Here is a 21,993-nt window from a genome sequence, read left to right as displayed (position 1 = left end):
GTGTCAGTGTCCCGGCGTGTGGTAGCCGCTGTCGATGGCGCGCTGGATGGAGCGCTCGATCTCGGCCTCGGCCTCGGCGCGGCCCGTCCAGTGGGCGCCCTCGACGGACTTGCCCGGCTCGAGGTCCTTGTAGACCTCGAAGAAGTGCTGGATCTCGAGGCGGTGGAAGTCGGACACGTCGTCGATGTCCTGGCGCCACGCGGCGCGCTGGTCGCCCGTGGGGACGCACAGCACCTTGTCGTCACCGCCGGCCTCGTCGCGCATGCGGAACATGCCGAGCGCGCGGCAGCGGATCAGGCAGCCGGGGAACGTGGGCTCCTCGAGCAGCACGAGCGCGTCCAGGGGGTCGCCGTCCTCGCCGAGCGTCCCCTCGATGAACCCGTAGTCGTCGGGGTAGCGCGTCGAGGTGAAGAGCATGCGGTCGAGCCGGATGCGGCCGGTCGCGTGGTCGACCTCGTACTTGTTGCGCTGTCCCTTGGGGATCTCGATCGTGACGTCGAACTCCACTGCTTCCTCCAGTCGTACCGGCACCACGGCGCTCGGGCGGTGGCTGGTCGGGTGAGCGACGGACGACGCCGTCGTGCGGGAACTAGTGTGACACGAGCCGTCCGCGCGGGAAGGTTCCCACAGGTCCGCCCGGGCTGCGCGGTGAGTGATAATGCGCACGTCCGCACGAGCGGGGTGACCGGAGGAGACGCATGGGCTGGGGGACGCGCGCTGGAGTGACGATCGGCGTCGTCCTCGCGCTTACGGGCGGCTACCTCGTCGCCGACGCGGCTGACGTCGTACCCGGCATGCTCACGACCGAGCCGCCGTGGCCGGAGCCGAACCCGTTCCCGGACGCACCGGGCGCCGCGACGGCCCCGCCGCTCGCGGAGCCTCTGCCCGTGCTCGACGAGGCGGCGCCGGTCCCGGCGTCGGGTGCCGTGCAGGGGCTGGTCGACGACCTCGTCGCCGACACCCGGCTCGGCCCGCGCGTCGGGGTCCTCGTCACCGACGCCGCGACGGGCGACGTGCTCGGGGCGAGCAGCCAGACGACGGGTCACATCCCCGCCTCGACGCTCAAGACGCTGACCGCGGCCGCGGCGCTCACGTCCCCCGGCCCGCACGCGACGCTCCCCACCCGAGCCGTCCTCGAGGGACAGGACACGGTGTACCTCGTGGGCGGGGGCGACATGATGCTCGCCGCGGGAGCCGGGGACCCGGCGGCGGTCAACGGGCGTGCTGGCCTCGGCGACCTGGCCGCCCAGGTCGCCGGCGAGCTGAAGCTCACGGGACGCACCACGGTCTCGCTGCTGCTCGACGACACGTTGTTCACCGGTGCCGGCGTGAGCCCGTCCGTGTACCCCGGTGACGTGAACAACGGGTACGTGGCGCCCGTGGCGGCGCTCGCGGTGGACATCGCGCGGCTCGACGAGCGGGAGTACGCCCCGCGCGCGCCGGACCCCGCGATGGCCGCGGCGGACGCGTTCGTCGTCGCGCTCGCCGCCGAGGGCATCACCGTCGCGGGCGACGTGCAGCGGGCCCCGGCGCCCGACGACGCCCGCGCCGTGGGCAAGGTGCTCTCCGCACCGCTCAGCGAGGTCGTCGACTACTTCTTGCAGCACTCCGACAACACGATCACCGAGGTCGTCGGTCGTGTCGTCGCGCTCGACGCGGGCCTCCCGGGCTCCGGGGACGGCGCGACGCAGGCGGTGCGCGCCGCGGTCGAGGGCCTCGGCGTCGACCTCACGGGCGCGGTGCTCGCCGACCTGTCCGGGCTCGGGGCGGGTTCCGTCCTCACGCCCGCGCAGCTCGACGCCGTCGTCGGCCTGCTCGCCGACCCCGCGCACCCGCAGCTGCGCCCGGGCGCGATCGGCCTGCCGATCGCCGGGCTGTCCGGGACGCTGGGCGAGCGCTTCCTCGACAACGCCGGTCGCGGCGTCGTGCGGGCCAAGACCGGCAGCCTGCCGAACGTCACGTCGCTCGCGGGGACCGTCGTCACGGCCGACGACCGCCTGCTCGTGTTCTCCGTCATGGCCGACGCCGTGCCCGACGGCGGCACGTACGGCGCGCGCATCATCTTCGACGACTTCGTCGCGTCCCTGGCGGAGTGCGGCTGCACCTCGTGAGCGCCTTCTGAGCATCTCGGCCGGGTTACGGTGAGGCGGTGACCCTCGTCGAGAAGGACGAGCGCGCGCCCGGCGGTGCGTCGCTCGTGGACTGGTCGGCCGCCGCGCAGATCGCGGGCCGGCTCGCGCGCCCGGGGCCGCAGGCGTCGCGCGACGAGCTCGCGGACCTCGTCGACGGTCTGCGCACGGCCGCGGAGACCGCCGTCCCGCACGTGCTCGACGTGACGCGCATGACCCCGGCAGGCACCACACCGGCGACCGTGGCGAGGAGCGGGCTCGGCACGGTCTACGTCGTCGACCGTGCGCGGTGGGCCCGCGCGAACACCGAGATCATGTCCTCGCTCACCGAGGGCGTGACCGAGGCCGTCGTCGGCGAGCGGGGGCGCGTGCCGCAGGCGACGGCGCTCGTCGGGGCGGCGCAGGTCGGCTCCGTCCTCGCCGTCCTCGCGAGCCGCGTGCTCGGCCAGTTCGACCCGTACAGCGGCGTGGGCTCGGCCGCCGTCCCGGGCGACGAGCACGACGGCGCGTCGTCCGTGACGTCGCCGGGCCGCCTCGTGCTCGTCGCCCCGAACGTCCTGCAGGTCGAGCGCGCGCTCGACCTGCGCCCGGCCGACTTCCGCCTGTGGGTCTGCCTGCACGAGCAGACGCACGCGCTGCAGTTCGCGACCGCGCCCTGGCTCGCGGCGCACCTGCGCGCCCAGGCGAACGACCTGCTCACCGAGCTCTCGGCCTCGTCACGACGGCTGGCCGAGGCGCGCCTGCGCGAGAAGCTGACGACGGTCGGCCGGGCGGTCCTGAACGCCGTGCGGGGAGAGGGGGCGACGTTCGTCGACGGCCTCCTCACGCCGCAGGAGCAGGAGCGCCTCGCGGACGTCACCGCCGTGATGGCTCTCCTCGAGGGGCACGCGGACGTCGCGATGGACGCCGTCGGCCCGCGCACCGTGCGGACCGTGCGGAGCATCCGGCGCAAGTTCGAGGCCCGGCGCGACGGCGCGGGCGGCTCGGGTCTCGACGTCGTGCTGCGACGCGTGCTCGGCATGGACGCGAAGATCGCCCAGTACCGCGACGGCGCGGCGTTCGTGCGTGCGGTCGAGAAGGACGTCGGGCGCGACGGCTTCAACGCCGTGTGGGCGGCGCCCGAGAACCTGCCGACCGCACGCGAGATCGCCGACGCGCGCGCCTGGGTGCGCCGCGTGCACGGCTGACGGCCGTGGGCGGACCGGCTCCGGTCGTGGCCGACGCGCGCCGCGCCGTGCGCACCGCGCTCGCCGACGTCGCTCCGGGGAGCCTCGTGCTCGTCGCGTGCTCGGGCGGAGCGGACTCGACGGCGCTCGCGGCGGCCACGGCGTTCGTCGCGCCCCGCCTCGGGCTCCGGGCGGGCGCCGTCGTCGTGGACCACGGCCTGCAGGCAGGCAGCGCGGAGGTCGCGGCCGAGGCGGCCGCGCGGTGCCGCGACCTCGGGCTCGACCCTGTCGAGGTACGGGGCGTCGTCGTGGGCGAGCGTCGGGCGAGGTCGGGCGACACGTCGGACGGGACCGCGACGTCGAGCGGTGGGCCGGAGGCCGACGCGCGCACGGCTCGGTACGCGGCGCTCGACGACGCCGCCCGGGGGAACGAGGCGGCCGCGGTCCTGCTGGGACACACGCTGGACGACCAGGCCGAGACCGTGCTGCTCGGTCTCGCACGCGGGGCCGGTGCGCGCTCGCTCGCGGGGATGCCCGCACGCCGGGGTCTGTACCGTCGGCCGTTCCTCGCGCTGCGGCGCGCGCAGACCGAGGCCGTGTGCCGCGGCCTCGGGCTCGCGTGGTGGGACGACCCCACCAACGCGGCGCCGCCACCGGGTGGCCCGGACGCGACACCCGGCACCGGTGCGCGCGGGGTGCCGCTGCGCTCGCTCGTGCGTGCGCGCGTCGTGCCCGCGCTCGTCGACGTGCTCGGCCCGGGGGCCGTGCCGGCCCTCGCGCGGACCGCGGACCTCCTGCGCGACGACGCCGACCTGCTCGACGCGCTCGCCGCCGACCTGCTCGCGACGGCGACGCGTCCGACCGAGGGCGGTGCCGTCGTCGTGCTGGACGCCGAGGTGCTCGCGGCCGCGCACCCGGCCCTCCGGCGTCGGGCGCTGCGGAGCGCCGCGCTGGGGGCCGGCAGCCCCGCGAGCGACCTGTTCGCGGTGCACGTCGACGCGCTCGAGGCGCTCGTCACGGCGTGGCGCGGCCAGGGGCCCGTGCACCTGCCGGGCGACCTGAGGGCATGGCGCGCATGTGGCAGGCTTTCCCTGGGTCCGGAACGACCGCCCCGGACCACCACCCTCCCCCCAGCTCAGGAGTGACCCCCCGTGGAAGCATCCGACGTCGCCGGCGACCTCGAGAACATCCTCCTCACCGAGGAGCAGCTCGGCGCCCGGCTCGACGAGATCGCCGAGCAGATCGACCGGGACTACGCGGGCAAGGACGTGCTGCTCGTCGGCGTGCTCAAGGGCGCGGTGATGGTCATGGCGGACCTCGCGCGACGCCTGCGCAGCCACGTCGAGATGGACTGGATGGCGGTGTCGTCGTACGGCTCGGGCACCAAGTCGTCCGGGGTCGTGCGGATCCTCAAGGACCTGGACGCCGACCTGACGGGCCGCCACGTGCTCATCGTCGAGGACATCATCGACTCCGGCCTGACGCTGTCGTGGCTGCTGTCGAACCTGCGCTCGCGCGGACCGGCCTCGGTCGAGATCGCGGCGATGCTGCGCAAGCCCGACGCGGCGAAGACGGACGTCGACGTGCGCTATGTCGGGTTCGACATCCCCAACGAGTTCGTCGTGGGCTACGGGCTCGACTACGCGGAGAAGTACCGCAACCTGCCGTTCGTCGGCACGCTCGCGCCGCACGTGTACTCGAGCTGAACCGACGGCGCGGTCCGGGTGCGTGGGCGGGGCGTGGGCCACGCCCTGGGCGAACAGAGCCGTGATCCCCAGCAGGCGTCAAGGTCCAGAGTGTAGTTTCGAGCCCGAACACTTGCGCGAGCGGAGGGATCCGGGGCGCTCGCCCCGTCGCCGATGAACATCAAGAAGATTCTCAGTGGGCCGATCGTCTGGATCGTCCTGGGCCTCGTGATCCTGTGGATCGCGTTCGCGACCCTGTCGCGCCCGACGGTCCAGCGCATCGACACGTCCCAGGGCCTCGAGCTGCTCTCGGGCGACACGGTCGACCAGGCCCTCCTCGTGGACGGCGACCAGCGCGTGCGCCTCACGCTGTCCGAGGACTTCGTCGTCGACGAGGGCACGGACTCGGAGGAGAACAAGGGCAAGAACGTCGAGTTCTTCTACGTGGCGCCCCAGGGCGAGGCCGTGGTCGACGCGGTCGTCGCCGCCGACCCGGCGGACGGGTACAACTCCGAGGTCGCCCAGCCGTCGTTCTGGTCGTCGCTGCTCGGCCTGCTCATCCCGTTCCTCATCATCGGCGTCCTGTTCTGGTTCCTGCTCTCGCGCATGCAGGGCGGCGGGTCGCGCGTCATGGGCTTCGGCAAGTCGCGCGCCAAGCTCGTCTCCAAGGACACCCCGCAGGTGACCTTCGCCGACGTCGCAGGGGCCGACGAGGCGGTCGAGGAGCTCCACGAGATCAAGGAGTTCCTCGCCGAGCCCGACAAGTTCCAGGCCGTCGGGGCGAAGATCCCGAAGGGCGTCCTGCTCTACGGCCCGCCCGGGACCGGCAAGACGCTGCTCGCGCGCGCCGTCGCCGGCGAGGCGGGCGTGCCGTTCTACTCGATCTCCGGCTCCGACTTCGTCGAGATGTTCGTCGGCGTCGGCGCGAGCCGCGTGCGCGACCTGTTCACGCAGGCCAAGGAGAACTCGCCGGCGATCATCTTCGTCGACGAGATCGACGCCGTCGGCCGCCACCGCGGTGCCGGCATGGGCGGTGGGCACGACGAGCGCGAGCAGACGCTCAACCAGCTCCTCGTCGAGATGGACGGGTTCGACGTCAAGACGAACGTCATCCTCATCGCCGCGACGAACCGGCCCGACATCCTCGACCCCGCGCTCCTGCGCCCCGGGCGGTTCGACCGCCAGGTCGCCGTCGAGGCGCCGGACCTCAAGGGCCGCGAGGCGATCCTGCGCGTGCACGCGCAGGGCAAGCCGATCGTCCCCGAGATCGACCTCCTGGCCGTCGCGCGCCGCACCCCGGGCTTCACGGGTGCCGACCTCGCGAACGTGCTCAACGAGGCCGCGCTCCTCACGGCGCGCAGCGGCGCACAGCTCATCGACGACCGCGCGCTCGACGAGGCGATCGACCGCGTCGTCGCCGGCCCGCAGAAGCGCACGCGCGTCATGAACGTCAAGGAGCAGAAGATCACGGCGTACCACGAGGGCGGCCACGCCCTCGTGGCGGCGGCGATGCGCTACACGGACCCCGTCACCAAGGTGACGATCCTGCCGCGCGGCCGCGCGCTCGGGTACACGATGGTCATGCCGACCGAGGACAAGTACTCGACGACGCGCAACGAGCTGCTCGACCAGCTCGCCTACGCGATGGGCGGACGCGTCGCCGAGGAGATCGTCTTCCACGACCCGACGACCGGCGCCTCGAACGACATCGAGAAGGCCACGGCCATCGCGAAGAAGATGGTCACCGAGTACGGCATGAGCGAGCGCGTCGGCGCCATCAAGCTCGGCACCGGCTCGGGCGAGCCGTTCATGGGCCGCGACATGGGGCACACGCGCGACTACTCCGAGTCCGTCGCGGGTACGGTGGACCACGAGGTGCGCAAGCTCGTCGAGGCTGCGCACGACGAGGCGTGGCAGGTGCTCACCCAGTACCGCGACGTGCTCGACGCGCTCGTCCTCGAGCTGCTCGAGAAGGAGACGCTCAACCAGGCCGAGCTCGCGCGCGTCTTCGCGCCGGTCGTCAAGCGCGACCCGCGCGACGTGTGGCTCTCGAGCGAGCAGCGCTCGGTGTCGCAGCGCGGTCCGGTGCTCACCGACGCCGAGAAGGCGGCGCAGAACGGGTCGCCGGTCATCCCGCAGGACGAGGCCGCCGCCGCGAACGACGAGCTCCCGCCCGAGCGTATCGGCGAGGTCCCGGCGGACAGCCCGCTGGACCGGGCGCTCGGCCGCGAGGACGGCATGGACGTCACCGACGTGCGCGAGCCGGGCCAGGGGTGATGGGCGAGGACACGGGTGGCATCACCCGGGCGCGCGCGGCGGAGGACCTCCGCGCCCCCGCGGACGTGCCGCCCTACGACCAGGACCGCGCCGAGTCGGCGGTCCGCGAGCTCCTCCTCGCCGTGGGCGAGGACCCCGACCGGGAGGGCCTGCGCGAGACGCCCGCCCGGGTCGCGCGCGCCTACCGCGAGATCTTCGCGGGCCTGCGCCAGGAGCCCGCAGACGTCCTCACCACGACGTTCGACCTCGGTCACGAGGAGATGGTGCTCGTCAAGGACATCGAGGTGTACTCGACGTGCGAGCACCACCTCGTACCGTTCCACGGCGTCGCGCACGTGGGCTACATCCCCAACGTGGACGGCCGCATCACGGGACTGTCGAAGCTCGCACGCCTCGTCGAGGTGTACGCGCGCCGACCCCAGGTCCAGGAGCGCCTGACGTCGCAGATCGCGGACGCGCTCGTCGAGCACCTCCAGCCGCGCGGGGCGATCGTCGTCGTCGAGTGCGAGCACCTGTGCATGTCGATGCGCGGCGTGCGCAAGCCCGGCTCGCGCACCGTCACGTCCGCCGTGCGGGGCCAGATGCGCGCCGCCGCGACCCGCGCCGAGGCGATGAGCCTCATCCTGGGGCGCTAGGACCGTGGACCGGTTCGTCGTCGCGGGCCTCGAGGAGCTGGCCGACGTCGGCCGCACGCTCGTCATGGGCGTCGTCAACGTCACGCCCGACTCGTTCTCGGACGGCGGCGAGTGGTTCGAGCCCGACGCTGCCGTCGCGCACGGGCGCGAGCTGCTCGGCGAGGGTGCCGACATCCTCGACGTGGGCGGCGAGTCGACGCGCCCCGGCGCGGTGCGCGTCCCCGTGGAGGCCGAGCTCGCCCGCGTGCTGCCCGTGATCTCCGCGCTCGCCGCGGACGGCGCGATCGTCAGCGTCGACACGACGCGTGCGGTCGTCGCCGAGCGCGCGGTCGAGGCGGGCGCCCGGATCGTCAACGACGTCTCGGGCGGGCTCGCCGACCCCGCGATGGCGGACGTCGTCGCGCGCACAGGGGTCGCGTACGTGTGCATGCACTGGCGCGGCCACGCGGACGTCATGGACGAGCTCGAGGAGTACGACGACGTCGTCACCGACGTGCGCGACGAGCTCGCCGCGCGCGTGACGAACCTCCTCGACGCGGGGGTGCGGCGCGAGCAGGTGATCCTCGACCCGGGGCTCGGCTTCTCGAAGGCCGGCTCGTCGAACTGGCCGCTGCTCGCACGCCTCGCCGAGCTCCAGGCGCTCGGGCTTCCCGTGCTCGTCGGGGCGTCCCGCAAGCGGTTCCTCGGGCACCTCCTCGCGCACTCCGACGGGCAGCCCGTACCGCCCCTGCGGCGCGACGACGCGACCGCCGCCGTCACGACCCTCGCCGCCGCGACGGGTGCGTGGTGCGTGCGCGTGCACACGGTCCGGGCGTCGGCCGACGCGGTGCGCGTCGCGGCCGCGTGGGAAGCCGCCCGGCCCCTGCCCGCCGGAAGCGACTCGACGCGGCGGGGCACGACCTAGCAGGATGGGGCGGGACGACGACGCACGAACCACGGTTGGACGGGAGCACGACGTGACCACAGCGTTCGCAGGAGCGGTCCTCGACGCGGACGGAAGGCCCTTCGACCGGATCCGTCTCACGGGTCTGAGCGCGACGGGCCACCACGGGGTCTTCGAGCACGAGAAGGCCGAGGGACAGCTGTTCCGCGCCGACGTCGTGCTGCACCTCGACACGCGCGCAGCCGCGAGCGGCGACGACCTCGCGCAGACGGTGAGCTACGCGGGCGTCGCGGAGGACGTCGTCGCGGTCCTGGAGGGCTCCCCGGCCGACCTGGTCGAGACGGTCGCCGAGCGCATCGCGGCGACCATCCTCACGCACCCCGAGGTGGTCGCGGTCGACGTCGCGGTCCACAAGCCGCAGGCGCCGATCACGGTGCCGTTCGAGGACGTCGAGGTGGTCATCCGCCGAGACCGCGTGGTCGTGCCGGTGGTCGCGCCGCTGCGCCGCCAGAGCCTCCAGGGCGGGCGGCCGGACGGCGGCGACCCGCGGCAGTCCGCACCTGTCGGGCCGATCCCGGTCGGCTCGGTCGCGCCCGCGCTGATCCACGGTGTCGAGAACGTCGCCCCGGCGGCGGAGGAGCGTGTCGCCCTCGCGCCCGCACCGGACGTCATGCCGCCGAGCATCTCCCCGGTGACCGGCGCCGTCGTCGAGGTCGACACCGCGCGCGCCGATCCCGTACCCACCGAGCTGCCCGTTCCTCCCGCACCCACCGCGGAGGCCGCGACGGGTGCGGAGGCCGTGGCGGACGGTCACGTCGACCCGGAGCCCGTCGTTCCCGAGCCTGTCCTCCCGGCGGCAGAACTCGACGCGCCCCGCGAGGAGCCGGCCGTCGTGACGCCTGCCGTGCCTGCACCGGAGTTCGCGTCCGTCGCGCCGGAGCCCGTCGCGCCCGAGCCCGTCGTCCCCGAGCCTGTCCGCCCGGAGCCCGCGCTTCCCGAGCCCGCCCTGCCGGAGCAGGTCGTCCCCGCGCCGCCCGCGGCCGTCGGGCCCGAGCTGCTCGCGGCCGGCCTGACGGCGGCGGAGGCGCCCGGCGCCGGGGCAGGAGAGACCGCGGACCCGGCATCCGCCCCGGTCGCCGACCCCGGGCCCGTGCACAGCGGTGACGCGCATGCCGTCGGGGTGCCCGCCGAGGACGAGGCCGCCCCGCAGGCCGAGCCGGCGGCGGCGCAGCCCACGGACGTCGACGAGGTCGCAGCCGTCGCTGCCGGCGGGGGCGGGGCGCTCGACGAACCTGCCGCCCCGGCCGAGGCGGCCGCGGAGCACGAGCGCGACCGCATGGACGAGGTGCCGGCCGGGTTCGTCGAGGTCGTCCTCGCGCTCGGCGCGAACCTCGGCGACGCGCAGCAGACCCTGCGCGACGCGATCACCGACCTCGACCGGATCTCCGGTCTCGAGATCACCGAGGTGTCGCCGCTCGCCCGGACCGCCGCGGTGGGCGGCCCGGAGCAGCCCGACTTCCTCAACACGGTCCTGCTCGCCCGCACGCGTCTCTCGGCACGCGACCTGCTGCTCGCGTGCCAGAGCGTGGAGCAGGCGCACGGCCGCGTGCGCGACCAGCACTGGGGCCCGCGCACGCTCGACGTGGACCTCATCGTGTACGGCACCCTCACCGCGGTCGCGGACGACCTGGAGCTGCCGCACCCGCGCGCGCACGAGCGCGCTTTCGTGCTCGAGCCGTGGGCGCAGATCGACCCGGACGCCGTCCTGCCGGGCCTCGGCGGTGGGCCGGTCGCCGCGCTCGCCGCGACGGCCCCCGACCGTGGGGGCATCCGCTGGCTCGCGCTCGACTGGCTGACCGACCCCGCGCCCGAGCCGACCGGGGCCGTCCCCGTCGCGACGGGCAGCACCGACGCCGCACCGGCGCCGCACCCCGCACCCCAGGCCCAGGCCCAGGCCGCACCCGCCCCACCAGCGGCGCCGCCGCCCGCACCGGCGCCGGCTGCCACGCCGGAGCCCCCGGCCGCGCAGCCCGTCCAGCCGCAGGCCGCGCCGTCGTACACCCCGACGCCGGCCGCGCCGCAGCCCTTCGCGCCCCAGGACCCTGACCGGCAGCCCCCGGCCCAGCCGCCGGCACCGAGCGCGGCGCTGCCCACGGCGGTCCCGACGGTTCCGCCCCTGGCGCCTCTCGTCGCCCCTCCCGTGGCAGCTCCTGCGGTGCAACCGCAGGAGCTGGTCCGAGAGCGGCGTCCCGTGTTCGCGCCCGTGTCCGAGGGCGTCGCCCCGGAGGCGCCGCGCGACGACGCCCCGCCCGCGCCGCTGCCCGACGACGGCATGATCCGGTCCGTGCCGTTCGCGCCCGTCTCGGAGGGGGTCGCGCCGGTGCCTGCGTCGGCTCCCGGTCCGCTCGCGGACTCGTCGCTGCACGCCGCGGGTGACCCGTGGCCGCCGTTCCCGCCGGTGTCGGGGCCCGCGCCCGACGCCCAGCGCTGATGCGGCGCACGGCGGTCCGCACCCTCGTGCTCGTCGCGGTCGTGACGGCGGTCGTGGGGTGGCTCGTCGTGCGCGCTCTCGAGGGTCGTGGGACATACCTGCCGGTCGTGCCGTGGATCGTGGACGTCGCGATCGTCGCGCTCGCGGGCGCGATCTTCTGGGCGGGGTGGACGGTCCGCGCGTACCAGCAGGGCAGGCGCCCGTCGCTCGACGCGATCCGGGCGGCGCGCACGTTCGTGCTCGCGAAGGCCGCGTCTCTCACGGGGGCGCTGCTCACGGGGTGGTACGGCGCACAGGTGCTCGTCGCGCTGCCCGACCTGGCGATCGACGCGCGTCGCGAGCGCATGGTCGCGGCGGGCGTGGCGGTGCTGTGCGCGCTCGTGCTGTCGGTGGTCGGGCTCGTCGTCGAGAAGTTCTGCGAGCTGCCGCCGCCGAGCGACGAGGAGACCGCCCGCGGGGAGCGACCGGGCCCGGCTGAGGCGAACGGCGAGGCCGGCGCGTCCGCCTGAGCGCGGAGCGGTGCCTTCCGGGATGCCGTCGTGACGGCGCAAGATGGCAGGATCGTCCCATGACCGATCCCGACCGGATGCCCGAGACCGACCGTCGTGCCGTCCCTGCGGGTGCGGGTCCGTTCGACCCGCCCGGGGTCGTGTGGTCGGGCGTGTCGCCACGGCTCGTCACGGCGCGCCTCCTCTCGACGGGGATCACGCTCGCCGTGATCGCGGTCCCGGTGGTCGTGCTCGCGATCCTGTTCCCGCACTGGTGGCAGTGGCTCGTCCTCGGCGTGCTGGCTCTGATCGGCCTCTGGGCGCTGCTGCTCGTGCCGCGCCAGGTGCGGGCCATCGGGTACGCCGAGCGCGACGACGACCTGCTCATCCGCAAGGGGATCATGTTCCGCTCGCTCGTCGTCGTGCCGTACGGGCGCATGCAGTACGTGGACGTCCAGGCCGGGCCGCTCGCCCGGAAGCTGCGCATCGCGCAGATCCAGCTCCACACGGCGTCCGCGTCGACGGACGCGACGATCGAGGGCCTGGAGCCGGCCGAGGCGGACCGCCTGCGCGACCGGCTCGCGTCGCGCGGCGAGGCCCGGCTGGCGGGCCTGTGAGCGGCGAGGCCCCCGGCGCCGGCACGCCCGACGCGCCGGTCCACGAGGAGACGACGGCGCTCGACTGGCAGCGGGTGCACCCCGTCACGCCGCTCGTGCGCGGCTGGACGGTCATCGCCGTGCTCCTCGTCGTCGTCGGGCAGCAGACGGTCAACGGCCTGCCCGAGGGGCAGAACCTCCTCGAGGGCGACCGCTGGTGGCAGATCCTGCTCGGGGTGCTGGCCATCGGTCTCGTCGGACTCGGCTACTCGGCGCTCGCGTGGCGCATGACGAGCTACGCCGTCGACGCCGAGTCCGTGCACCTGCGCACCGGTGTCCTGTTCCGCCAGCAGCGGCGCGCGCGCCTCGACCGGCTCCAGGCGGTCGACGTCGTCCAGCCGCTCGTCGCCCGGTTCTTCGGGCTCGCCGAGCTCAAGCTCGAGGTCGCGGGCGGCGGCGACTCGGGAGTGAAGCTCGGGTTCCTCAAGGAGGCTGACGCGAACCGCCTGCGCGTCGAGCTGCTCGCGCGCGCCGCGGGTCTGCGCGTGGAGGCGCACCCGGCACCGGCCACGAGGCAGGCCGGTCCCGGCGAGCACCCCGAGGACGCCGAGCTCTCCGAGCACCCGGAGCGCCCTGACCGGCCCGGGCACGGCACCGCCGTCGGGCCGGCGGGCGACGCCGCGCCGTCGTCCCCGCTGCTCGAGGCGCCTGAGCACCCGGTCACCGCCGTCGGCCCGGGTCGGCTCGTCGCGTCGCTCGTGCGCTCGGGCGCGACCGTCGGCCTCGTGCTCGGCATCCTGGGGATCGTCGGTGTCGTGATCGGCACGCGCGAGATCAGCATCCTGTTCAGCGCCCTGCCGGCCGTCCTGGGCTTCGGCGGCTACCTGTTCCAGCGGTTCACGGGCGAGTTCGGCTTCCGGTCCGCGATCTCGCCCGACGGCATCCGCCTGCGCCACGGCCTCCTCGAGACGCGCTCGCAGACCATCCCGCCCGGACGCGTCCAGGCCGTGCGGCTGCACCAGGGCCCGTTCTGGCGCGGACCGGACTGGTGGCGCGTCGACGTCAACGTCGCCGGGTACGGGCCGAGCGCCGACGGGTCCCAGACGAAGAGCGTCCTGCTGCCCGTCGGGACGCGCGACGAAGCGCTCGCGGCGCTGTGGCTCGTCCTGCCTGACCTCGGCACGCCCGACCCGCGCGCGCTCCTCGACGAGGGGCTGTCGGGCCTCGACGCGGGCGAGCACTTCGTCGTCACGCCGCGCCGGGCGCGGCTCCTCGACCTCGTCGCCTGGCGGCGCAACGGGTTCACGGTGACCGACCGCGCGCTCGTCCTCCGCAGCGGCCGCGTCTTCCGCAGCCTCGTCGTCGTGCCGCACGAGCGCACGCAGTCGCTCGGTCTCGAGCAGGGCCCGCTGCAGCGCCGGTTCGACGTCGCGACGTTCGCCGTGCACTCGACGCCCGGCCCCGTCATCCCGAAGGTCGCGCACCTCGACTCCGCCGATGCCGCGCGCCTCCTCGACACCCAGGCCGCCCGCGCGCACGCGGCCCGCGCGCACCAGGGGCCGGAGCTGTGGATGCGCCGCGACGAGGTCCCGCTCGACGCTATACCGGCCGAGGTGCCCGACGAGGTACCCGGCGCGGTGCCCGGCGGGCAGGACGTCGGGAGCCAGGCGTGAGCGCGCCCGACGCGCGGCGCCCCGGGCGGCTCGGCGTCGGCGTCGTGGGCGCGGGCCGGGTCGGCGCGGTGCTGGGCAGCGCGCTGCGCTCCACCGGGCACGCGGTGGTGGGCGCGAGCGGCATCTCCGAGGCGTCGCGCGAGCGCATCGAGACGCTCCTGCCGGGCGTGCCCGTCCTCGAGGTGCCGCAGGTCGTCGAGCGCGCCGAGCTCGCGCTCCTCGCCGTGCCCGACGACGCCCTGCCGGGCCTGGTCCGCGGCCTCGCCGACGTGGGGGCGTGGCAACCGGGCCAGATCGTCGTGCACACGTCCGGTCGGTACGGTGCCGCCGTCCTCGACCCGGCGCGCGCCGCGGGCGCGATCCCGCTCGCGATCCACCCGGCGATGACGTTCACCGGCACGTCGCTCGACCTCGCCCGGCTCGAGGGCACGACGTTCGCCGTCACCGCGCCCGCGCCGGTGCTCCCGATCGGGCAGGCGCTCGTCGTCGAGCTCGGCGGCGAGCCCGTCGTCGTCGCGGAGGAGTCGCGCGGGCTCTACCACGCGGCCCTCGCGCACGGCGCGAACCATCTGGTGGTCCTCGTCGCGCAGGCCGCCCAGGCGCTCGAGGCCGCAGGGGTCGAGCAGCCGGGCCGTGCCCTCGCGCCGCTGCTCGCGGCGGCGCTCGACGGCGCCACGCGCGGCGCGGACTCGGGTGCCGAGTCGGGCACGGGCGCGGGGAACGGGGCCCTCCTCGGCCTCACGGGCCCCGTGTCGCGCGGCGACGTCGGGACGGTCCGCGAGCACCTCCAGGCTCTCGACGCGCTCGCGGCGACGAGCGACGCGGCCGACGTGCCGCCGTCGTACCGGGCGCTGGGCCGCGCCGCCGCGCACCGTGCGCTCGCGAGCGGGCGCATCGACGAGGCGGCCGCGCACGCCGTCCTCGACGCACTCGACGAAGGGACCTCATGACCACCACGCCCAGCCCGCGCGTCGTGGCGACGCGCGCCGCCCTGCGCGCTGCCCTCGACGCCTGGTCCGCTGCGCACCCGGGCGAGCGGCGTGCCGTCGTCATGACGATGGGCGCGCTGCACGCGGGCCACCTCGAGCTCGTGCGCCGTGCGCGGGCGGAGGTGGGGCCGGGCGGGCAGGTCGTCGTCACCGACTTCGTGAACCCGCTCCAGTTCGGCCCGGGCGAGGACTTCGAGCGCTACCCGCGCGACGTCGACGGGGACGTCGCGCTGCTCGCGTCGGCGGGCCCGGACGCATCGGTGGACGTCGTCTTCGCCCCGGAGCTCGGCGAGATGTACCCGGGCCTGGGGCACGGCGCGGGCGACGGCCCGATCGTCCGCGTGACGTCCGGTCGGATCGGCACGGTGCTCGAGGGCGCGTCCCGACCGGGCCACTTCGACGGCGTCCTCACCGTCGTGCTCAAGCTGCTGCACCTGGTGCGCCCCGACGTCGCGGTGTTCGGCGCGAAGGACGCCCAGCAGCTCCTCGCGGTGCGGCGCCTGGTCGCGGACCTCGACGTGGACGTCGAGATCGTCGCCGTGCCCACCGTGCGCGAGGCGGACGGGCTCGCGCGCTCGTCGCGCAACGCCTACCTGTCGCCCGCCGAGCGGGACGACGCGCTCGCGCTGAGCCGCGCGCTGCGGGCGGGCGCCGACGCCGCCGAGGCCGGCGCGGACGCCGTCGGCGTGCTCGACTCCGCGCGGGGAATCCTGGAGGCAGCCGACGGCGTTGACGTCGATTACGTGGTGCTCGTCGATCCCGCTACCGTGGACGACCTGGCGCCCGGCGCCGTCGGCCCCGGGCTCCTCCTGGTGGCGGCGCGCGTGGGCACCACGCGTCTCATCGACAACACGGCCGTCGAGATCGCGCCGCCCGCGACCCGGGCCGACGACCCCGCCGGACGTGCCCCCGCACCTGGAGGTACCGCGTGACCGCGCAGACCCCGTCGCCCCCCGGCGATGCGCAGAGGCGTCCGGCGTCGCTGCAGCGACCCATGATGATCGGCAAGATCCACCGCGCCACGGTGACGCAGGCCGACCTGCACTACGTCGGCTCGATCACCGTGGACGCCGACCTGCTCGACGCCGCGGACCTCTACCCGGGCCAGCAGGTCGACGTCGTGGACGTCACCAACGGCGCCCGCCTGACGACGTACGTCATCCCCGGGGAGCGCGGTGCGGGTGAGGTCTGCATCAACGGCGCCGCCGCGCACCTCGTGGAGCCGGGCGACGTCGTCATCCTCATCGCCTACGGCATGCTCGACGACGCGGACGCGCGCACCTACCTGCCGCACGTCGTCTTCGTCGACGAGCAGAACCGGATCGTCGAGCTGTCCGACGAGCCGGGACTCGTGCCGGCCGGCCACGGGCTCGAGGCGAGCGGGCTGCCGTTCGCGCCGTTCCGCGGGAGCGTGGACGTCTCCTCCGCGGTGCACCCGGGGTGAGCGGGACCCGTCTCGCACGCACCCTCGCGGCCCCCGCGCCGGGCTGGACGACGACGGCCGACGCGGTGGTCGTCGGGTCCGGGATCGCGGGCCTCACCGCGGCGCTCGAGCTGCGCACGCGCGTGCCGCACGTCCTGCTCGTCACGAAGGGCGAGCTGTCGTCCGGGTCCACCGTGTGGGCGCAGGGCGGGATCGCTGCCGCGCTGCACCCGGAGGACTCGCCCGAGGCGCACCTCGCCGACACGCTCGTCGCGGGCGTGGGGGTGTGCGACCCGGCGGCGGTCGAGGTCCTCGTCACCGAGGGGCCGGCGCGCGTGCGCGAGCTCGTCGCGCGCGGGGCGAACTTCGACCGCGCCGCGAACGGCGACATCGCGCTCACCCGGGAGGGCGGGCACCACGCCGACCGCATCGCCCACGCGGGCGGTGACGCGACCGGCGCGGAGATCTCGCGCGCGCTCGTCGCGCAGCTCGAGGCGGTGCGCAGCGACCCGGGCATCGAGGTCATCGAGAACGCGCTCGTGCTGGACGTCCTCACCACGGGTGGCGCGGAGCCCGGGCGGCCCGACGACGCCCCGCGCGCGTGCGGGGTCACGCTCCACGTGCGCGGCGAGGGCTCGCGCGACGGTGTCGGCGCGGTGCTCGCGCGCGCGGTCGTCCTCGCGACCGGGGGAGTGGGCCAGGTGTTCCGCTCCTCGACCAACCCGTCGCAGGCGACGGGCGACGGCATCGCCGCGGCGCTGCGTGCGGGGGCGACGCTCGGCGACCTCGAGTTCGTGCAGTTCCACCCGACGGTCCTCTGGCTCGGGCTCGGTGCCAAGGGCCAGCTCCCGCTCATCTCCGAGGCCGTGCGCGGCGAGGGCGCGATCCTCCTCGACACCGAGGGCCACCGGTTCATGCCGGCGCAGCACCCGATGGCGGAGCTCGCGCCGCGCGACGTCGTCGCGCACGCGATCGTGCGCCAGATGGCCGCGACGGGCTCCGACCACGTGCTGCTCGACGCACGTCACCTCGGCGCGGACTTCCTGCGCTCGCGCTTCCCCACGATCACGGAGCGCCTCGCCGAGAACGGCCTCGACTGGACCGAGGAGCCGGTGCCGGTGGCGCCCGCGCAGCACTACCACTCCGGCGGCGTGGTCACCGACCTGCACGGGCGCTCGACGCTCGACGGCCTCTACGCGATCGGCGAGGTCGCGTGCACGGGCGTGCACGGCGCCAACCGGCTCGCGTCCAACTCGCTCCTCGAGGGGCTCGTGTTCGCGCACCGCGCGGCGCGCCAGATCACCGAGCGTGTCGCGGCGGGCGAGCTCGAGGTGGGGGAGCCCGAGCACCGGCCCGGCCCGGCCGCGCTCGTCGCGGCCGCGGCACGCTCGCGCATCCAGTCGATCGCGTCCGCCGGCCCCGGCGTCGTCCGGTCCGGCGACGGGCTCGCCGCCGCCGCGAGCCGCCTTGCCGCGGTCCGGACCGACGCCCACGAGGCGAGCGACGTCGTCGCGCAGCCCCAGGCCGCCGAGTGGGAGACGACGAACGTGCACCAGGTCGCGACGGCGCTCACCGCCGCGGCGACGCTGCGCACCGAGAGCCGCGGCGGCCACTTCCGCACCGACTTCCCGGCGACCGACCCGGCGTGGGAGCGCCGTGTCCTCGTCTCGCTCGACCCCGACGGGACGCTGCGCGTCCGCTGACGCGCCTCCGTCTCCCCGTGACCTAGGGTGTGCGCGACGAGCGGAGGGCGGCGGCAGTGACCGGTGGGTGGGTCGTCGTGGTCGCCGGCATCGGCCGGACCGTGGTCCCTCGTCCTCTCGGTCGCGGGCTCGTGGGCTACGGTTCGCTCGCCTCGCTCGGGCACGTCCTGGGGGCGGCTCTCGCAACCCACCGTGGGCGCTGCTCCTCGTGGTCCCCGCGACGCTCCTCTACGCGCCCTTCGCCGTCGCGACCGCGCCCCTGAACCCTCAGGGCTACACGCGGTGGCGCGCCGAGCTGGGGGCTGCGGGGGCCGACGCGCGACAGCAGCGCCGTATCGCGTGGTGGGCGGGGCCGCCCTCCCTGCTCGGGTTCGGCGCGATCGTCCTCACCCTGATCCGGAGCGTCCAGAACTGACCCCCAGGGATCGGCACGGCGGTCGCGAGACTCGGTGACGTCGCGAGCGGATACGGTGGGGGACCGTGAGCACCCCCGCCGATCCTCGTCCCGTCGACCCCTCTGACGCCCCGGCACCTCGGGTCCCTTCGCGCGTCGAGCCGGGCCTCGACCCGGCGTGGATCGCCGAGACGGTCGCCCGTGCTCTCGACGAGGACCTCGGCCCGGCGCCGGGGCGCGACGTCACGACGCAGGCGACCGTGCCGCCGTCGGGCACGGGGACCGCGCACCTCGTGGCGCGCGCCGACGGCGTCGTCGCGGGCCTCGTGGTCGTCGAGGAGGTGACGCGGCAGGTCGCCGCGCGCTTCGGCCTCGCGTCCGTCGAGGTGACGTTCACGGCGTCCGACGGCGAGGCCGTGGGCCGCGGCCGGATCCTCGCCGCGCTCACGGGACCGGTCCAGGTGCTCCTCGCGGCCGAGCGCACGCTGCTCAACCTCGCGAGCCGCGCGTCGGGCGTCGCGACGGCGACGCGCGCCTGGGCGCGCGAGCTCGCCGGCACGGGCGCCCAGGTCCTGGACACGCGCAAGACGACGCCTGGCCTCCGCGCACTCGAGAAGTACGCCGTGCGCGCGGGCGGCGGGACGAACAAGCGCATGGGCCTGTACGACGTGGCGATGGTCAAGGACAACCACGTCGTCGCGGCCGGGTCGGTGAGCGCCGCGATCGACGCGATCCGTCGGACGTTCCCCGACGTGCTGGTCCAGGTCGAGGCCGACACCACGGCACAGGCGCTCGAGGCCCTCGGCGCCGGCGCCGACTTCCTGCTGCTCGACAACATGCCGACGCCCGTCCTCGCCGAGACCGTCGCCGCCGTCCGGGCGCGCGAGGGCCGCGACGGCGTACCGGAGAAGGTCGAGCTCGAGGCGACGGGCAACCTCACGCTCGACCGGGCGCGCGAGGTCGCGGGGACGGGCGTCGACTACCTGTCCGTCGGCGCGCTGACCCACTCCGCCCCCATCCTCGACCTCGCGCTCGACCTCCTGCCCACCCTCCCGCCGCGGTAGGGCCTCGGCGACCACGGACCCTCGGGCAGGCGTCGGTAGAATCCTCGGGTGACCTCCCCCGCTGGAACCCCCTCCTCCGACGCGCCCGAGCCCGAGGGGCACGTCGACGACGTCCCCGAGCAGATGCAGGTCCGCCGCGAGAAGCGCGAGCGGATCCTCGAGCGCGGCGACGAGGCGTACCCCGTCTCCGTGCCGCGGACGCACACCATCGCCGCCGTCCGAGCCGCCTACGAGCACCTCGAGACGGGCGAGGAGACGCAGGACGAGGTCGGTGTCGCCGGTCGCGTCGTGTTCCTGCGCAACACGGGCAAGCTGTGCTTCGTCACGCTCCAGGACGGCGAGGGCGACCGTCTGCAGGTCATGCTCAGCCAGGCGGTCGTCGGGGAGGAGTCGCTCGCCGCGTTCAAGGCGGACGTCGACCTCGGCGACCACCTCTTCGCGCACGGGCGCGTCATCAGCTCGCGCCGCGGTGAGCTCAGCGTGTTCGCGGACTCGTGGCAGCTCGCGGCGAAGGCGCTGCGCCCCCTGCCGGTGCTGCACAAGGAGCTCTCCGAGGAGGCGCGCGTCCGCCAGCGCTACGTCGACCTCATCGCGCGCCCGGCCGCACGGGACACGGTGCGCCTGCGCGCCGCCGTCGTGCGCTCGATCCGCGAGAACTTCTGGGAGCGCGGCTTCGTCGAGGTCGAGACGCCCATGCTGCAGACGCGCCCGGAAGGCGCCGCCGCACGTCAGTTCGAGACGCACATGAATGCGTTCGACATCGACCTCTTCCTGCGCATCGCGCCCGAGCTGTTCCTCAAGAGGGCGGCCGTCGGCGGTGTGGAGAAGGTCTTCGAGATCAACCGCAACTTCCGCAACGAGGGTGTGGACTCCACGCACTCGCCGGAATTCGCGATGCTCGAGGCGTACGAGGCCTACGGCGACTACGACAGCATGGCGGTGCTCACCCAGAATCTCGTCCAGCGCGCCGCGCAGGACGCGCTCGGCACGACGCTCGTGACGTTGGCGGACGGCACGGAGTACGACCTCGGCGGCGAATGGACGCAGCTGAAGATGTACGACTCGTTGTCCGCCGCGCTGGGTGAGCAGATCACCCCGGAGACGACGGTCGAGCACCTGCTCTCCTTCGCGGACAAGTTCGAGCTCTCGTTCGACCCGAAGAACGTCAACCACGGAAAGCTCGTCGAGGGGCTGTGGGAGCACACCGTGGGCGACCACCTCGTCGCCCCCACGTTCGTGCGCGACTTCCCGGTCGAGACCTCGCCCCTCACGCGCGACCACCGCACGGTGCGCGGGCAGGTCGAGAAGTGGGACCTGTACGTGCGGGGCGTCGAGCTCGCGACGGCGTACTCCGAGCTCGTGGACCCCGTGGTCCAGCGCCGGCGCTTCGAGGCGCAGGCACTCCTCGCCGCCGCGGGCGACGAGGAGGCGATGCGCATCGACGAGGACTTCCTCACGGCGATGGAGTACGCCATGCCGCCGTCGGGCGGGATGGGGCTCGGCATCGACCGCCTGCTCATGGCGCTCACCGGGCTGGGTATCCGCGAGACGATCCTCTTCCCGCTCGTGAAGCCCGTCCAGTAGCGCCACGGCGCGGACGTAGGATCGAGACCATGGACGACCTCTGGCCCGCCGTCGCGGCGCTGATCCCTTCGCTCGGCGTGGGAGTGCTGTTCTATTTCGCGATGCGCGCGATCGTCCGCGCCGACCGAAACGAGCGCGCCGCGCTGGCTCGCCTGGACGCACAGCAAGAATCCGCGGCGGTGCAAAAGGCCGACACCGCGCGCGGTGAAGCATAGTCCCGTACCGCCCGGTGCCCGCGCTATTGATGGACCGGCGTCCAAGAATTGTGCCGACACGCGCCGCAGGACAATTGACGGTCGATGCCCGTGCTGGCATCCTGACATGGACAACATATTCCGGTGAAGCGTGAGGTAACCACGGTGGCCCAGAAAGTCCAGGTAATTCTCGTGGACGACATCGACGGTGGTGCGGCGGACGAGACCGTCACGTTCGCCCTCGACGGCGTCTCCTACGAGATCGACCTCAGCACGAAGAATGCGCAGGAGCTGCGCGACGCTTTCGCGTCGTGGGTCGGCAATGCGCGCAAGGTCTCGTCGCGAGGCGCGGCGGCACGCCCGGCCCGTCGCGGACGCAGTGCCGGTTCGGCACGCGCGACCGAGGTCCGCGAGTGGGCCCGCGCCAACGGTTACACGGTCAACGACCGCGGCCGCATCTCCCAGGAGATCCAGACCGCGTACGACGCGGCGCACTGACGCCCGTCCGACGACGGCTGCACGACGCAGGGCGCCCGGCCCGACGGTTCTCCCGTCGGCCGGGCGCCCTCGTCGTGCCCGGACAGGACGGGCACCACCCGGCGCTGCCGACTCGACGCGT

General features: G+C 74.7%; 21 protein-coding genes. 20 read left to right on the top strand and 1 reads right to left on the bottom strand.

Annotation, left to right across the window (positions count from 1 at the left end):
• Positions 1–3 precede the first annotated feature (3 nt).
• Complete coding sequence (locus ACMXGY_RS17035; RefSeq protein WP_030144047.1) at positions 4–507, bottom strand: inorganic diphosphatase; 504 nt, start codon at positions 505–507, stop codon at positions 4–6.
• Between the two features lie 191 nt (positions 508–698).
• Here ACMXGY_RS17035 and dacB point away from each other — a divergent pair, with 191 nt between their 5' ends.
• From dacB to ACMXGY_RS16935, 20 genes are all read left to right on the top strand, one after another.
• Complete coding sequence (gene dacB, locus ACMXGY_RS17030) at positions 699–2,111, top strand: D-alanyl-D-alanine carboxypeptidase/D-alanyl-D-alanine endopeptidase (protein WP_483774162.1); 1,413 nt, start codon at positions 699–701, stop codon at positions 2,109–2,111.
• A 38-nt stretch (positions 2,112–2,149) separates the two neighbouring features.
• Positions 2,150–3,316, top strand: coding sequence for a zinc-dependent metalloprotease (locus ACMXGY_RS17025; RefSeq protein WP_483774161.1), 1,167 nt, complete (start codon positions 2,150–2,152; stop codon positions 3,314–3,316).
• Between the two features lie 5 nt (positions 3,317–3,321).
• Positions 3,322–4,440 carry a tRNA lysidine(34) synthetase TilS gene (gene tilS, locus ACMXGY_RS17020; protein ID WP_483774160.1) on the top strand — a complete coding sequence of 373 codons (1,119 nt, stop codon included), beginning with the start codon at positions 3,322–3,324 and terminating at the stop codon, positions 4,438–4,440.
• A 6-nt stretch (positions 4,441–4,446) separates the two neighbouring features.
• Positions 4,447–5,001 carry a hypoxanthine phosphoribosyltransferase gene (gene hpt, locus ACMXGY_RS17015; protein WP_483774159.1) on the top strand — a complete coding sequence of 185 codons (555 nt, stop codon included), beginning with the start codon at positions 4,447–4,449 and terminating at the stop codon, positions 4,999–5,001.
• 153 nt (positions 5,002–5,154) lie between these two features.
• The gene (ftsH, locus tag ACMXGY_RS17010; protein WP_483774158.1) at positions 5,155–7,257 is read left to right on the top strand and encodes an ATP-dependent zinc metalloprotease FtsH; all 2,103 of its coding nucleotides are present in this window, start codon (positions 5,155–5,157) and stop codon (positions 7,255–7,257) included.
• Entirely contained in the window at positions 7,257–7,892 is a 636-nt protein-coding gene (folE, locus tag ACMXGY_RS17005; protein ID WP_483774157.1) for a GTP cyclohydrolase I FolE, read from the top strand. The genes ftsH and folE overlap by 1 nt, the downstream gene beginning before the upstream one ends.
• Positions 7,893–7,956: 64 nt before the next feature.
• Positions 7,957–8,796, top strand: a complete 840-nt coding sequence (gene folP, locus ACMXGY_RS17000; RefSeq protein ID WP_483776889.1) for a dihydropteroate synthase — start codon at positions 7,957–7,959, stop codon at positions 8,794–8,796.
• A gap of 52 nt (positions 8,797–8,848) precedes the next feature.
• Entirely contained in the window at positions 8,849–11,266 is a 2,418-nt protein-coding gene (gene folK, locus ACMXGY_RS16995; protein WP_483774156.1) for a 2-amino-4-hydroxy-6-hydroxymethyldihydropteridine diphosphokinase, read from the top strand.
• The gene (locus ACMXGY_RS16990) at positions 11,266–11,775 is read left to right on the top strand and encodes a DUF3180 domain-containing protein (protein WP_483774155.1); all 510 of its coding nucleotides are present in this window, start codon (positions 11,266–11,268) and stop codon (positions 11,773–11,775) included. Before folK ends, ACMXGY_RS16990 begins: the two co-directional genes overlap by 1 nt.
• 59 nt (positions 11,776–11,834) lie before the next feature.
• Positions 11,835–12,371: a PH domain-containing protein gene (locus ACMXGY_RS16985; protein WP_483774154.1), complete on the top strand. Its 537-nt coding sequence runs from the start codon at positions 11,835–11,837 to the stop codon at positions 12,369–12,371.
• A complete protein-coding gene (locus ACMXGY_RS16980) occupies positions 12,368–14,023 on the top strand; it encodes a PH domain-containing protein (RefSeq protein WP_483774153.1) in 1,656 nt (551 codons plus the stop codon). Before ACMXGY_RS16985 ends, ACMXGY_RS16980 begins: the two co-directional genes overlap by 4 nt.
• Complete coding sequence (locus ACMXGY_RS16975; RefSeq protein ID WP_483774152.1) at positions 14,020–14,973, top strand: Rossmann-like and DUF2520 domain-containing protein; 954 nt, start codon at positions 14,020–14,022, stop codon at positions 14,971–14,973. Before ACMXGY_RS16980 ends, ACMXGY_RS16975 begins: the two co-directional genes overlap by 4 nt.
• Positions 14,970–15,944 carry a pantoate--beta-alanine ligase gene (gene panC / locus ACMXGY_RS16970; RefSeq protein WP_483774151.1) on the top strand — a complete coding sequence of 325 codons (975 nt, stop codon included), beginning with the start codon at positions 14,970–14,972 and terminating at the stop codon, positions 15,942–15,944. The genes ACMXGY_RS16975 and panC overlap by 4 nt, the downstream gene beginning before the upstream one ends.
• 62 nt (positions 15,945–16,006) lie before the next feature.
• Positions 16,007–16,456, top strand: a complete 450-nt coding sequence (gene panD / locus ACMXGY_RS16965; protein WP_483776888.1) for an aspartate 1-decarboxylase — start codon at positions 16,007–16,009, stop codon at positions 16,454–16,456.
• A complete protein-coding gene (locus tag ACMXGY_RS16960; RefSeq protein WP_483774150.1) occupies positions 16,453–18,138 on the top strand; it encodes an L-aspartate oxidase in 1,686 nt (561 codons plus the stop codon). Before panD ends, ACMXGY_RS16960 begins: the two co-directional genes overlap by 4 nt.
• 208 nt (positions 18,139–18,346) lie before the next feature.
• Positions 18,347–18,553 carry a hypothetical protein gene (locus ACMXGY_RS16955; protein ID WP_483774149.1) on the top strand — a complete coding sequence of 69 codons (207 nt, stop codon included), beginning with the start codon at positions 18,347–18,349 and terminating at the stop codon, positions 18,551–18,553.
• 161 nt (positions 18,554–18,714) lie between these two features.
• Positions 18,715–19,596 carry a carboxylating nicotinate-nucleotide diphosphorylase gene (nadC, locus tag ACMXGY_RS16950; RefSeq protein WP_483776887.1) on the top strand — a complete coding sequence of 294 codons (882 nt, stop codon included), beginning with the start codon at positions 18,715–18,717 and terminating at the stop codon, positions 19,594–19,596.
• Positions 19,597–19,719: 123 nt separating this feature from the next.
• Entirely contained in the window at positions 19,720–21,180 is a 1,461-nt protein-coding gene (gene lysS, locus ACMXGY_RS16945) for a lysine--tRNA ligase (RefSeq protein WP_483776886.1), read from the top strand.
• Positions 21,181–21,209: 29 nt separating this feature from the next.
• Positions 21,210–21,395, top strand: a complete 186-nt coding sequence (locus ACMXGY_RS16940; RefSeq protein WP_483774148.1) for a hypothetical protein — start codon at positions 21,210–21,212, stop codon at positions 21,393–21,395.
• Between the two features lie 144 nt (positions 21,396–21,539).
• On the top strand, positions 21,540–21,872 hold the full coding sequence (locus ACMXGY_RS16935; RefSeq protein WP_483774147.1) for a histone-like nucleoid-structuring protein Lsr2: 333 nt from the start codon (positions 21,540–21,542) through the stop codon (positions 21,870–21,872).
• Positions 21,873–21,993: the final 121 nt, after the last annotated feature.

This window comes from Cellulosimicrobium sp. G4 BAM 1002 (assembly GCF_057126935.1).
The sequence above is the reverse complement of the archived record's forward strand: the minus strand, read 5'-3'. Positions and strand labels throughout refer to the sequence as shown.